Source organism: Alteromonas aquimaris (assembly GCF_026183695.1).
Lineage (GTDB): Bacteria > Pseudomonadota > Gammaproteobacteria > Enterobacterales > Alteromonadaceae > Alteromonas > Alteromonas aquimaris.
Map to the genome: position 1 here is coordinate 248,128 of NZ_JAPFRD010000005.1, position 13,548 is coordinate 261,675.

Consider the following 13,548-nt stretch of genomic DNA (forward strand, 5'->3'; position numbering starts at 1 on the left):
TTCTAGAGCGTCTGCCACCTTTCAAGAGCGCTTAAAAGTCGCGATTTTTGCTCGGCTTTTAAGCTTGCTAGTATCTCAATCACCTTTGCTTTGTCGGTAAAGGCGGTGGCAGAAAACGCGAGATTATGGCAAATCAGAATCTGGCGATTAATTTCATTTTCTTCAATCGTCGATTCTTTACATAATTTCCATAGCCGATGGTTAGCACTGCTTTTAAACCCCCACCGTAAGAGCATTAACGTCGTCGCGCCATAAAGGCAGACACCAAATTCCTTATTCAGACTTTCACTAAATTCAGCAAAATTAGTAGCCACATCCCATTTGTGCATGGTGCCTTCAACAAACATACACTCTTCATGAAAGACGATAAATAATGACAGCAAACCAAACACTAGCATTTGTCTGGTAACTTCATCTTCGTCTTCAGCCTGATCGAAAGCAAAGGCGCTTTGGTATAAGGTCAAACTTAGCAACATCGCATCTGTAAGTTTGTGTACGTCGGGGTGGCGACATTGCATGGTTAGAAGTTGCTGAGCTGCAAATACTACCGCAAGATGTTTTATGTTCGACACACCTAAATTTCTGCCCACAGCCTGGTGCAAAGTTTTAGGCACACTGCCAAAAACTGCACGACTGGCTTTACTCATGATGTGAGCATAAAAAATTGGATCCTGTTCAATTATACTCACAACGCGTTCAACGGTTGCGCGCTCATGGTCAAGGGCAATAAGTTCAGCAATGGTATCCGGTAGAGGAGGGAGATTATCTACTACATTGATTAAGTGATTGTTTCCCCTATGAAACCGAAGTCGACTACCTAATTGCCTTACCTGTCCCGCACTAATTCCAGAATACTCTTTGAAGCTCCGTTCAAATGTACGACGATCGGAAAAGCCCAGTAACTCGGCGATGGTTTCACTTTTTTTACCAGCCAATAGGTGATGGCTTGATAGTTCGTGTATGTAGCTTTTCAAAATGTTATTAAACGAGAGAGTTTCCTGGCGTAACTGTTTTCGCAAACTCGATTCTGTTGTTCCTAACACTTCTGCTACCCAATCTATTCTTATTCTGGCCGGTTTTTCACTGTGACTAAAAGTGGTATGCAGCTTTGTTTTTAAAGAAATATTTTCTAGTGATGCGAGTCTTTCCTTTAACATCTTAACCAGTTGGGCGCTGTGATAAAACGATGTCTGATTTAGCCACATCGGGTTAAAAGTGAGCGTAATGTTTCCATCTGAGTTAGTGATGGTCGCTTTTGATAATGCTGAAACGAGTCGCAGAGGTGGTGGAGCTGGTAACTGAATAGCATTGAAATCAAATTTTCTGCCTGCCAGATGTCGACATACAATGAAAAGAAAATAAATCTCAATCTCCCTCACAGCTAAATACTCATGGGCGGGGCAGGACAGCTTTACTTCCTCTTTTACTTCGTACTTGACGTAACTTTTATTTCCGAGCAGCAATTGGTAATGTTCAGAGAGAGTTTCAAGCACTTCGTGAATGGTTCGTAAAGAGGTTAACAAAACAGTAAAGTTACCCATTTTGTTAAAATCTAAATAGCCCGCTAAAGAATTTCCAATATGCGGAACATGCTCTTGCGGAATGAGCTGGTATAAAATCTGGTCAACGGCATTTAAATCTACTCGACCGTTTTCCAGCTTGGCAATTTCCCCTATTGCTCCTTCATGCGCTTCGCTCTCCCATTGCTGGTCTCTACGCAAGGCTAACAAAGAACGAATTATCGCTGACCAGAACAGGCCCCTGTTATACACATATTCTCCTTAAACAAAATAAACCATAGCGAGTTGCATGAGGGTATCGCGCATAAACAAACAACTAACCCAAAATTAACAGAAAGTGTCCTATTTTATCTCCAGCATTCATCTTATAGTGAAATCGAATACATGATGATTAAGACAATTGTTTTTCCTACGAAGGAATTCACATATCAGCTTAATCACGGAAATTTACGATACCATCATTGTTCGGGTTAACGCAGATAGTATACCAACCGCCAATGGTGAAATTTTCGAGAGGAAATGATGAATGACGCGCTAGACGTCAGACAATGGTCCGAGATTTAATCCGGACTACTTTATACGCCTGCACAGCCACACGCAGGCGATCTTTATTCCTTACCGATAATAATTTGACCCAACCTCATCATTCTCTTCAATATTATCTTGATCTTTACACTTGGCCTGTTAGACTGCGCGCTACTTACCAAGGGGTGCCCAGAAGGCTGAGATCTACTACGTAGGAACCCTTATGTTTTCGCTGCATATGCAGTGAAAATGTGAACCTGATCCGGATAATGCCGGCGTAGGAATGGTCTAGCGCTTACTCACCAGCACCTGCTGCTTGTTTCTGGATCTCAGTAATTATAAAAATTCGAGATTCTGATGAAAAAAACAATTATTGTTTCCGCAATTTTCCTGACTTCAAGCTTTTCTCAAGCTCAAGATGAACCACTAGAAACTATCACTGTTACCGGCGACTTTCGTCACGCTAATTTACACCAGCTAAGCAGTAGCGCCTCTATCATTGATGCCAAGCAACTTGATACTAATCAAGCCCGTCACATTGAAGATATTATAAATGTAGCACCCAATGTAAATTTCACTGCGGGGGCGTCGCGGGGGAAATTCGTGCAAATACGCGGGATTGGTGAACGCAGCCAGTTCGCTGAACCCATCAACCCCTCGGTAACCGTTATGGTTGATGACTTTGACTTTTCTGGTCTTGCAGGCGCGGCACTGCTTTTTGATACCCAACAAGTCGAAATTTTTAGAGGGCCACAGGCCACCGTGTTTGGTACGGGAGCTTTGGCCGGAGCCATTAAGGTCGCGAGCAATCAACCGTCAGAGAATGCACCAGGGAAGCTGGAAGTGTCGGCGGCAGGTAAAGACACCTATCGATTTGAAGCTGCCAATGGAACAATGCTCACAGAGAAGGTAGGTTTTAGAACGGCCTTCGTGCATAACCGTAGTGATGGCTTTGTCACTAATACTTATTTAGACCGTGACAACACCAACAATATTGACGAAACAGCCGCTAGATTTGGCTTGCAGTGGAAAATCGCTGCACCCACTGAGGTTAATTTAAACTACCGCTGGTATGACATAGATAACGGCTATGACGCATTTTCACTGGAGAATACTCGCTTTACCCGCTCAAATGAACCTGGTTTTGATACGCAATTGACGCACGCACTAAGTGCCAATATGTCACATGAGATCGATAGCGGAACAGTGCAGTTGGTGGTTACCCAGGCCGATCACGACATAGGGTATGGGTATGATGAAGATTGGACCTATCCGGGCTTCCATCCATGGGCATATCCTTCATTTGATGCATATTATAGAGAGGTTAACACTAAGACTGCGGACCTCAGATTCGTTTCTGCTAAACAATGGCGTCTGCTTAATAGCACGACAGACTGGATTGCGGGTGTCTATTACAAGACGTCTGAGCAACATCTGCATCGCCAGTATACCTATCTTGATGGTGACTTCACGAGTGAATTTGAACCGAATAATACCGCTGTGTATTTCAGGACAGATACTGCCTTGTCAGATGCCTTAAGCCTACAAGTTGGAGTGCGCGCGGAACAATACGACTTCGATTACATTGACAGCGACGGTGGTAACTTTGCACAGGATACATCGATGCTTGGCGGAAAGCTGGCTCTCGAGTACGTAGTGGGTCAACACTTTTGGTATGCCAGTGTTAGTCGAGGCTTCAAAGGCGCTGGTGTCAACCCCGACCAGGAAGTCAGTAATGACAAGCGATTCTTTGACGAAGAGTATAACTGGAATTACGAAATGGGCGTAAAAGGTCCGATAATCGCAGATTTATCAGGACGCCTGGCCATTTTCCATATGCGTCGAAAAGATACGCAGGTGAGTGATTATGATGTGCAAATTCGTGATAACAATACACCAAAATTTATCGACATCATTGATAACGCTGATTTAGGGACCAACGGAGGCGTTGAGGTTGAGTTAAGCTGGTATGTATCTTCAAACTGGCATATTCAAGCTAGCGCTGGTTACCTGAATGCGTATTTCGAAGGTTACCAAACCGCAGATGGTGCTTTTGTGCTAAAGCGGCAACAAGCGCAGGCGCCGCGGTTTACCGGTCATCTGTTCAGTGAAATCGGCTTAGTGGACAATCTTTTTTGGCGTGTAAATATCGACTATAAAGATGAGTTCTTCTTTTCTGATGGTCACGACGAAACGTCTCCTTCCACCACTTTGGTTAACACCGAACTGGAGTATGTGTGGCAAAACTGGCGCACAAAGTTATGGCTAAAAAATGCGTTCGACAAACGCTATTACGTACGAGGATTCGGCGGCTTTAGCAATGATCCGCGAGAATTCTTTGAAATACCAAAACCCTACTATCAATTAGGTAATGGTCGCCAGTTAGGTGTGACAGTAAGTTATCAGTTTTAAAATAGGAGAGGCAATGTTATGCAAGTGATGGTTGAGTTATCACTATACCCACTAGTGGAACATTATATTGCGCCAATTAAAGCGTTTATCGAGCGCTTGCACAATGATAAGCAGATTAGTATAACTACTTCTCGCACCAGTACGCAGGTTACCGGCGATTATGATTATGTCATGGCACTGCTTACGAAAGAAATGAAGGCGACTCATCAACAGGTAGGGCAGGCCGTGTTTGTAGCAAAAATTCTTAACTTTGATGCAATGCAAGCTGGAGCTAAAGAGTAATGGAATTACTCCTTTCCCAACTCGCTGCAACCACATGGTTGGAATGGGTGGCCGTTATTCTTGCTCTTGCTTACGTATGGCTGGCTGCCCTGCAAAATAGTTGGTGCTGGTTGTGCGCGTTTATCAGCACAGCAATTTATACGTGGCTTTTTTGGCAAGTCACCTTACCCTTTCAAGCTGTGTTGAATTGTTTTTATATGGTGATGGCAGGGTACGGTTATTATCAGTGGCGTAAAGGAACCAATGCGGACACAGAAATCTCCATTTCGCGCTTGCCACTTCATTTTCATTTACTGCTGGTCCCCGGGTTATTGGGGGTGGCATACTGGTTTTCACTGGTGGCTGCAGGACAATTTAACAGTGATTATCTGTGGCTGGATGCGAGTATTCACTTGCTAAGTATGGCTACCACCTTTATGGTGGCACATAAAATATTGGAAAACTGGTTTTACTGGTTTTTTATAAATATTGCGTCAGCGTATTTGTATGCGCAAAGTGGATTGGTGTTAACCGCACTCTTATTTGTCGGTTATGTGGGGTTCTCTTTGTTTGGATACTGGCAATGGCGACAACAATGGAATAATCGCCATGCATCTGGACTCGATAGTCAACCTGCTAGCTAACCCGTTAAAGCTCACTAGTGATGTCGCCCTGACAAAAATTGAAGGTGGCGTGGTCAACCAAACCTTCAAATTAACCGATAGGGAACGTACATTTGCTGTCAAATGGATTGCAGATGATGAATTTAGCGGGATCAACCGTTTCCATCAATTCGTATTGCAAGAGCAATTAGCGCATCGAAAAATAGCGCCTATGCCCGTTTGGTTGAGTGATGATGGCAGGTTATGGGTGGAATCGTGGTACGAGCCCACCCCACTATCAACGAACACAACTGAACAAATAAAAGTGCTCGCAACGGTACTGTTTACCATTCATTCTCAGCCCATTACTGCGCGCCCTTTGAAGCTAACTGAACGCTTACATCATTACGTAGAGATCGCGCAATTATTTCCTGACGACCCACTCGTACATCAAATTAACGAAATTGCAGAAAGGATACATATAGAAGTTGATGATACCGCATTAACGCTTTGCCATAATGATTTGGCCTTCGCGCATATCTTGGATTCAACTCGACCCTTGGTAGTTGACTGGGAGTATGCTGCAATGGGGAACCGCTATTTCGATATTGCCAGCGCAATCGAAATTAACAAATTGTCTGAATCCTATGCCAGCGAGTTATGCAGCCTCTATGCAAAACAGGCAAGGCTACCCGAGGAGCACGTCAGCGACAATGTCCACCGCCAAATCGAAGTGGTTAAATTGACCAATACGTTATGGCAGCAAGCGCTAGAGGCTGCCAGCGAAGAGCGCTTGGAACCTCCTGTGGTTCTCTAATTAATCGTAGATGGGTATTTTGGTCAGAGTTTAATCATCTCGTTTACTTCAGGCCAAAAGTGCTTTACCTTTAGTAATCGTTACGTATAATGCTCAGCGCGTTAGGGGTGTAGTTCGAATTGGTAGAACAGCGGTCTCCAAAACCGATGGTTGGGGGTTCGAGTCCCTCCACCCCTGCCACTTTTCGTGGTGCTGGCGCTTACATGTTTCACTGCACTTAATATCCTTCCTTTTTGCTTTTAAAAAATTCATTTTGTAAACAAAAAATCAATATCTGTACTTATTTCCCGAGCGCGATGGTTGCCTGCCAATGCTTTACACCAAACCGCAATTCTGTGTACTTTGAGCTGATCACACTTGCATGCGGAAGGGTAGAATTCCCTCTAACTTACTAACCGTAACCTTTACTGGTTAATAGCTAAATAATATGTAGTGAAAACCGTCAGAATCTTTTCTGCGCGAAACCCTCAGAGGAGAGAGACGTAAACTTCAAGTTCACAAAAATATGAAAATGGTCAGCATAAGCTATTGCTGAACGAATTAGTCGGTAAGGTAATAGATGAATTTTTCCTATCGCTAACAGGTTCAGGGGGAGGCCTAAACCCAGCGATATTTTTTAAAAGAAAGACTGCGACAGGAAATTTACTTATCAGTGTTTTAACCCAGTTTTGATCAATTTTGGCACCATGCCAATTAAAGTAGCGGCTCGGCGAACAAGCCCGGTACGCTGGATTTTTTCACACTCTTTTATTCTCTCTTGTATGACTTGGCCGTTAGGTCTGCTTCTTTGCGCAATGAGAAGCAGCTTCATTGCTTGCTTGACATCGAATTTAGCTAATTTTTCGGCACTGGTAACGACAGTCAACACTTCATCAGGGCTGAGAAAGTCGTCTTCGAACTGATAAGCTTCAGTCCCCATTTCCGGCTTTAATTCGTTGAGCCGTTCTTTTCTGGATTGGTGTCGTAATCTATCGTCAAGTGCGATGATAATGTGGTAGGCTTCTTCCAGCAATTCTTCTAGCGTAGCATAGCTAAGTTTATAATCTTGTTGCACATTGTTGCATTTTTCTTGATAAAAATCGGTAGACCACCAAGCCTCATTTTCCAGAATATTTTCATTGGATATGAGGGCGGCTAATTGAAGATTATAAGGTTTGTTTTTTTCAATCAATAACTGCACATGATTTTTTGTTAGTACCCAGTCAGATTTTGATCTCGGCTGCAAATGTTTATTTAGAATAAATTCAGTTTTAGCGTGGCTATGATCAGGACGAAGTGATCGTTTTGCCTTTAAAAAACTTAATAACTCTCTACTCGACGCGGCATTGTGCGCCTTAATTAACGTATCATGCTTGTCAGCAAAATGGTGTTTTCCAATCAATGCTTTGACATCATCGAGAAACGTATTATTTAAGGCCAATACATGCACGTTGTGCACACAATCTAACGCCTCAAACCTCGAAATCCTTTTGAGCCAGGTTTTGGGCACATTTTCTTTTGCTACCGCATCATCAATACCTGCCGCACTGGATTGGGAGTTATTCCATGTAAGCCATTGCCACCAAGCACTATTGAGCCACTGGACTGGCGGACGCACGATCATAATTACTTCTACGCGGTGACGTTTAAGAACTGGGTCGAGTTGTTTAAAGCGCGCCACATTGCTGCCAAATGATTCTGAAGAAAGTAACAGCGTCTCGCAGTCTTCTGATGACAGTGCAGTCAGACTGTTTTTAAATCGAGAAATGAAACCCTCGTCAACACTTGTCGGCATGCTGTAAGACACAGCATAATTAGACGGCTTTTTGATAGCCTCCTGCTCAACGGCCAGACCTGTGAGTATATCGCCACTTTTCTTTAAAACACCATATCTGAAGCCTGGTTGTGAGTGGTTGTAAGAAAAGTAATGTTGGATAGAACTACTACCACACTTACCGTTACCGATATGTAAAATTATTTTCATTAAACTTAGCTCTCGCGCCTTGTAAACAAAGAGTGGTAATAAAGCGCAGTTGAAATTGGTTGCTGCAATTCATTAACAAATTATGATCTTGCGCATTGTATTAAAAATAGGTCCGATAAGGCTACAATCGTTTAAAAATAAACAACAATTCGTTAATTTATCGGCACAAACGTGACTTAATTGGACTAACTTCAATTTTCTTAAAAGTCCTAAAGTGAGATCCTGTTTCTTCGTTCTAAGCGTAAAAGGTAGCCCCGTCGACTCAAGAATGAAATCGTGAACAGGCGGATTATCCTAGGATAACCTGTTCTAAGTGTGATTCCGCTTTCGTGAGCTGATAGGCAAATGCCTACTAATCTGGTAAATTACGGAATCTGTAGTTAGAGCCAGAGCAAGGCACTGCAAAGCGGGTGTCTGATCCACCGGTATGTTCAATGCGTTTTGTGATGCAGTTGAAGCTCTCTATGTGTGGCGCTGGTGTTAATCTTAAGAAGAGTGATATGTCATCAAGTTTATCCACATTGCAGATCGCAACCCTTCAGGAAATGGGGATCACAGTTTGGTTACAACAACCCTCATCGGATGATAATCAACAAGGTTTTAATCACAGCGTTGCGAAGACTTCCCATACCAACGCAGACACCACATTAACGCACCTACGTTCGATTGTTTCGTCTACCAGTGACGCTAAGCAGAATGAGCAGCCATTGCCAGCTGCGGCAGCAAAAGATTCTTCCCTGTGGATACATGACGTGGAACAGGTGCTTAGTGAATTATCAGGTAGTACACAGCAGATCAAGTGGTCGCTTGGTGATGAACTCCGCGTAACCACCACATCGGTCTGCCTGCCAGCACTTCCCTTAACGTTGTCACCCAAGCTAAAAAGACAGCTCTGGGGCCATATCGCTCAGTTATCTAGTGACCGCTGATACGTACGTTTTACAGACTGTCGCAGAACAAGATATTCGCGCAGCTTATGCAATCCATAAAGCGGCGGTAACTAATCATTGGTCATATTCAACCTTTGCCGATTGTGTTTCGCAACCCTACACACTGCTGGTTAGCAAAAGTGAAATCCAAGTCATAGGGTATGCCATTATCTTGACCGTAGCAGACGAAGCCACGCTGATGGACATCGCGCTTGTGCCAGAAATGCGGGGGCATGGGCGCGGAAAAATTTTACTGCACGCGGTCACAGATCATTGTGAAAAAAATGGCGCGAGTTCTATCTGGCTTGAAGTACGCGCATCGAATCACGTTGCTCAAAACTTATACCACTCCTTTTCCTTCCAAACTGTAGAAGTGCGCAAAAACTATTATATTACGGGCGCAACGAAGGAAGATGCTGTGATAATGCAGCGTATATTAAAAGATACCAAATAGCCCCCCTGACACACCTCCATTCCCTCTTTCCGATACAATCGTATAACGCCACATACCGAACAAGCCTGTATTTGCCCAGCATTTATCCGATAAAAGGTTAGAATGCTCCTACATTCTCTGGACCGAGTGTGTTGTTGAAGTTAAGCGTCTTATAAGAGAAAAGTGGTATCCATGTTGTATAATGTTATGTCTCCGTATACGTTGTCTCGCAGCGTTAGTTCCAAATTGACCTTGATCAGTTTCATTTTCCTACTAACGGCTTGTGGCGGTGGTGCTGGGGAAGAGGGGGCGTCCGTACCCATCGCTACTAATCCCGATACCGCGCCGGCGCAGCCAGCGAATCCTGATCCCTCTGGTGGTTCAGATGATGATTCAAATGAAGAACAGCCCATAGATGACTCTGATCAGCAACCAATTGCCGATACACATCCTTCTGTCGCAGATATATTGAGTACCGATGTGGTGCGCACACCTGACCCTAGTGCTTTCGCCGTAGGTAGTGCAGTAGCTCCCATTGAAAACTCAATGACCGCATGGATGTTAAACGATGTCATCAAAACCTCGAGCCTTACCCTGGATAAATCCGAATTGCCTTTTATCTGGACGCCGATCCTTATGGGCGAGCCTCGTATCGATTTTGCTCAGAGCGTAGTGACAGATCAAAACGGTTGGCCAACAACCTTGGCGTTGAGCAATGGAGAAACTGCCGATACGCTTACTTTGGATCTGTTTAATAACCACATAAACAAAGCATATGAAGCCGGTACATATACCCTCACATACTCTGGAACCGGGGAGTTTGCCGTTACCAATGTAGAGGTATTGAGCGAAAGTAAAGGCCAGATGTCGCTTCGTTACGAAGGGACCGGACCGGTAACCGTAAAGATTTCTAAAACGGATCCCAAGCAAACGGGTGACTATTTGCGCAACATACAACTAATTCGACCAGAAGCCAAAACTGACGCCACATTTAGCCAAACTTACCTTGACCATTTGGCGCAGTTTTCGGTAGTGCGTCCAGTTCATTTGATGAGTCAGGCGTTGCTCTATGGGATCAAAGATGAAGATGGTGGATATAGCCATAGTCAGGGAGCGCAAGCGTGGAACAGTCGAGTTAAAACGGAAAATGTGTCTTGGGGCAGTGCAAAAGGCGCGCCTTATGAAGTAATTGCACAACTGGCTAATGAAGGTGATGCAGATCTTTGGCTAAATGTACCTGTCGCAGCCGATGATGAGTATGTCCGTGAACTGGCAGAATTTATGCTGGTTCACCTGGATCCTGAACGCGTAATCTATCTCGAACTGGGAAATGCGTTATGGAACGTGACTTATCCCTATGCAATGGGGCGAGATTACGCTTTTGAACAGGCTCAGCAGCGCTGGTATACTCTTTCACTGGGTGACAGGCCTGATTACCTATCGGGCAAAGTGACCGAAGCCAATATGGTGGCAAGTTGGTATGCCGCCCGTACGCAGGAAGTGGCAGCAATCTTTAAGCAGGTGTGGTCATCACACGCTACTAGAATTGCGGTGGTAATGACGGGAGAAGTTGGCACCAGCGATTCTGCCGTGGAGTCAAACCGCGAGATACTTGAAGCCGCGATCTATGTCAATGAAGAGAACGCAGAAATTCCTGCCATGAATATCGATGCCTTTGCTGTCAGTATGACCATTGTTGATCCGTGGCAACAAGGCGCATACGTCACCGAAGAAGGTTTTGATCGCACATCTGCCACCACCTATATCACCGAAGCTATAAACTATGTGGACGGTACGGACAGATTTCATGCCAAGGCATCCAAGCCGGGCTTGCGTTATCTTGTGCGTAAAAATGTGGATGTTGCGGCAGAATACAGCTTACCGTTAATCGCCTACGAAGGGGGTCATAATTTTAGCGGTAGTACATTTACTGAAGAAAAGGTCGAAACGAGCCAAGAAATGTACGATTTATATAATGCATTCTATGAAATGTGGCAGGAGGAAAGCGGTGCATTGATAATGAGTGCCAATTATATTGCCGATAGCTCAATTAAAGATGCCTGTGCTAACCCATTAAGCGTTAAGACCCACTTAGCCGGGGTGAAGAAGACTCAGCAACAATCTGATTCTTCGGCGCCCATATTTCGCGCACTTAAAGAAATTGCTTCTACGGCTGGTTAATCTTAATCCGCCACCATCTCCCTATTGGTGCCGCTTTTAACACTTTTTAGCGGCACCTTTTGCGCTCGATTTAGACCCACTAAGCCGTCACACAATGGGCTTGTCAAAAGTGTAGAAATTCACGCGCTGAGTGAGCAAACAACAGTACACCTTGGTATAATTCGCAAAAAACACGTATCCCCTGACTGGCTGCCCTTGGTGATAAACTGGGCGGCTTTTCTATGAACCTGTTTTTCGTCGTCAAAGCACTATATAATCCCCGCCTGTTATCCTGAAGTCAGGATAAATCTCATCTTTAACCAAACAGTGTAAGCATGACAAAGAATCCATTTTCAGCAGAAATTAATAAGCGACGCACGTTCGCGATCATCTCGCATCCCGATGCTGGTAAAACCACCATCACTGAAAAAGTATTGTTGTTCGGACAAGCTCTACAGCGAGCCGGTACAGTCAAGGGTAAAAAATCAGGACAGCATGCCAAATCTGACTGGATGGAAATGGAAAAGGAACGGGGGATATCAGTAACTACCTCAGTTATGCAATTTCCTTATCGCAATCACTTGGTAAATTTGCTCGATACCCCGGGACACGAAGATTTCTCCGAAGATACCTATCGCACTCTCACCGCAGTGGATTCCTGTTTAATGGTAATTGATGCGGCTAAAGGTGTAGAGGCACGCACCCGTAAACTGATGGAAGTCACGCGTCTTCGAGATACGCCAATCATCACATTTATGAATAAATTAGACCGTGACATTCGGGATCCAATGGAACTTCTGGATGAAGTGGAAACAGAGTTGGATATCGCCTGTGCTCCGGTAACCTGGCCTATCGGCTGCGGAAAATCGTTCAAGGGTGTTTACCATATTCATCGTGACGAGACGATTTTATATGCCACCGGTCAGGGGCATACGATACAGCAAGTGCGTATTATTAAGGGGCTGGATAATCCTGATCTTGCCGCCGCCGTAGGTTCTGATTTGGCGGACCAGCTGCGAGATGAATTAGAATTAGTGATGGGCGCTTCGCATGAGTTTGATAAAGAGCTGTTTCTGGCAGGGGAATTAACTCCGGTCTTTTTCGGTACTGCGCTGGGTAACTTTGGTGTGGACCACATGCTTGATGGTTTGGTGGAGTGGGCTCCTGCGCCTCTAGGAAGGCTAACTGAGGAGGGGCGCATCACAGCCGATGCACCAGGATTCAGCGGTTTCGTATTTAAAATTCAGGCCAACATGGACCCAAAGCACCGAGACCGAATCGCTTTTTGCCGTATCGTGTCAGGTAAGTACGAAAAAGGCATGAAAATGCGTCATGCCCGTCTGGGTAAAGATATTCGAATTGCTGATGCGTTGACGTTTTTAGCCGGTGATCGTGCCTTATTAGAAGAAGCCTATGCGGGAGACATTATCGGTCTGCATAACCACGGTACGATCCGAATTGGCGATACATTTACCAATGGTGAAAACTTCCGTTTCACGGGTATACCCAACTTTGCCCCTGAGTTGTTTAAACGCATTAGACTAAAAGACCCGCTAAAACAAAAGCAATTGTTAAAAGGGCTTATCCAGCTTTCTGAAGAAGGGGCGGTTCAGGTATTCCGTCCACTTGCTAATAATGATCTCATCGTGGGGGCTGTGGGAGTCCTCCAGTTTGACGTGGTGGTAGCGCGCTTAAAAGCCGAATATAACGTGGATGCAATCTATGAGCATATTAATGTGTCTACAGCGCGATGGGTTTATAGCAAAGATGCGAAAAAACTGGACGAATTCAGGCGGAAAGCAGAACAGAATTTAGCGTTGGATGGCGGCGACAACTTAACATACATCGCGCCTACTATGGTTAACTTGCAATTAGCGCAAGAACGTTATCCCGATATTGAATTTACGCAGACTCGCGAACATTAAG

The 13,548-nt window shown here is 44.5% G+C and carries 10 protein-coding genes and 1 tRNA gene; 9 read left to right on the forward strand and 2 right to left on the reverse strand.

The genetic code is table 11. From position 1 onward, the window contains the following. Nucleotides 1-2: 2 nt before the first annotated feature. Nucleotides 3-1,772, reverse strand: a complete 1,770-nt coding sequence (locus tag OPS25_RS04145) for an HDOD domain-containing protein (protein WP_265616393.1) — start codon at nucleotides 1,770-1,772, stop codon at nucleotides 3-5. Nucleotides 1,773-2,402: 630 nt separating this feature from the next. On the opposite strand from OPS25_RS04145, the gene OPS25_RS04150 reads away from it, so the two are divergent. From OPS25_RS04150 to OPS25_RS04170, 5 genes are all read left to right on the forward strand, one after another. Continuing rightward, nucleotides 2,403-4,457 (forward strand): TonB-dependent receptor, encoded by a 2,055-nt coding sequence (locus OPS25_RS04150; RefSeq protein ID WP_265616394.1) that lies wholly within the window; start codon nucleotides 2,403-2,405, stop codon nucleotides 4,455-4,457. An 18-nt stretch (nucleotides 4,458-4,475) separates the two neighbouring features. Then, nucleotides 4,476-4,739: a YkoF family thiamine/hydroxymethylpyrimidine-binding protein gene (locus tag OPS25_RS04155; RefSeq protein WP_265616395.1), complete on the forward strand. Its 264-nt coding sequence runs from the start codon at nucleotides 4,476-4,478 to the stop codon at nucleotides 4,737-4,739. After that, on the forward strand, nucleotides 4,739-5,362 hold the full coding sequence (pnuC, locus tag OPS25_RS04160; RefSeq protein WP_265616396.1) for a nicotinamide riboside transporter PnuC: 624 nt from the start codon (nucleotides 4,739-4,741) through the stop codon (nucleotides 5,360-5,362). The genes OPS25_RS04155 and pnuC overlap by 1 nt, the downstream gene beginning before the upstream one ends. Then, the gene (locus OPS25_RS04165; protein ID WP_265616397.1) at nucleotides 5,289-6,137 is read left to right on the forward strand and encodes a phosphotransferase; all 849 of its coding nucleotides are present in this window, start codon (nucleotides 5,289-5,291) and stop codon (nucleotides 6,135-6,137) included. The genes pnuC and OPS25_RS04165 overlap by 74 nt, the downstream gene beginning before the upstream one ends. A 103-nt stretch (nucleotides 6,138-6,240) precedes the next feature. Continuing rightward, nucleotides 6,241-6,317 (forward strand) — tRNA-Trp (locus OPS25_RS04170). Nucleotides 6,318-6,786: 469 nt separating this feature from the next. On the opposite strand, the gene OPS25_RS04175 is transcribed toward OPS25_RS04170, so the two are convergent. Further along, entirely contained in the window at nucleotides 6,787-8,100 is a 1,314-nt protein-coding gene (locus tag OPS25_RS04175) for a hypothetical protein (RefSeq protein WP_265616398.1), read from the reverse strand. A gap of 500 nt (nucleotides 8,101-8,600) precedes the next feature. Here OPS25_RS04175 and OPS25_RS04180 point away from each other — a divergent pair, with 500 nt between their 5' ends. The 4 genes from OPS25_RS04180 to prfC all read left to right on the forward strand — a co-directional run bounded on the left by OPS25_RS04180 (nucleotide 8,601) and on the right by prfC (nucleotide 13,547). Next, nucleotides 8,601-9,029, forward strand: a complete 429-nt coding sequence (locus OPS25_RS04180) for a hypothetical protein (protein ID WP_265616399.1) — start codon at nucleotides 8,601-8,603, stop codon at nucleotides 9,027-9,029. Then, the gene (gene rimI / locus OPS25_RS04185) at nucleotides 9,019-9,483 is read left to right on the forward strand and encodes a ribosomal protein S18-alanine N-acetyltransferase (RefSeq protein WP_265616400.1); all 465 of its coding nucleotides are present in this window, start codon (nucleotides 9,019-9,021) and stop codon (nucleotides 9,481-9,483) included. The genes OPS25_RS04180 and rimI overlap by 11 nt, the downstream gene beginning before the upstream one ends. A 171-nt stretch (nucleotides 9,484-9,654) precedes the next feature. Then, nucleotides 9,655-11,643 (forward strand): hypothetical protein, encoded by a 1,989-nt coding sequence (locus OPS25_RS04190; RefSeq protein WP_265616401.1) that lies wholly within the window; start codon nucleotides 9,655-9,657, stop codon nucleotides 11,641-11,643. 314 nt (nucleotides 11,644-11,957) lie between these two features. After that, nucleotides 11,958-13,547, forward strand: coding sequence for a peptide chain release factor 3 (gene prfC, locus OPS25_RS04195; RefSeq protein ID WP_265616402.1), 1,590 nt, complete (start codon nucleotides 11,958-11,960; stop codon nucleotides 13,545-13,547). Nucleotide 13,548 lies beyond the last annotated feature (1 nt).

Excerpts from the sequence above, each read along its gene's own strand:
- OPS25_RS04150 (WP_265616394.1), top strand. The coding sequence starts at position 2,403 with ATGAAAAAAACAATTATTGTTTCCGCAATTTTCCTGACTTCAAGCTTT.
- OPS25_RS04155 (WP_265616395.1), top strand. The coding sequence starts at position 4,476 with ATGCAAGTGATGGTTGAGTTATCACTATACCCACTAGTGGAACATTAT.
- pnuC (WP_265616396.1), top strand. The coding sequence starts at position 4,739 with ATGGAATTACTCCTTTCCCAACTCGCTGCAACCACATGGTTGGAATGG.
- OPS25_RS04175 (WP_265616398.1), bottom strand. The coding sequence starts at position 8,100 with ATGAAAATAATTTTACATATCGGTAACGGTAAGTGTGGTAGTAGTTCT.
- OPS25_RS04180 (WP_265616399.1), top strand. The coding sequence starts at position 8,601 with ATGTCATCAAGTTTATCCACATTGCAGATCGCAACCCTTCAGGAAATG.
- OPS25_RS04190 (WP_265616401.1), top strand. The coding sequence starts at position 9,655 with ATGTTGTATAATGTTATGTCTCCGTATACGTTGTCTCGCAGCGTTAGT.
- prfC (WP_265616402.1), top strand. The coding sequence starts at position 11,958 with ATGACAAAGAATCCATTTTCAGCAGAAATTAATAAGCGACGCACGTTC.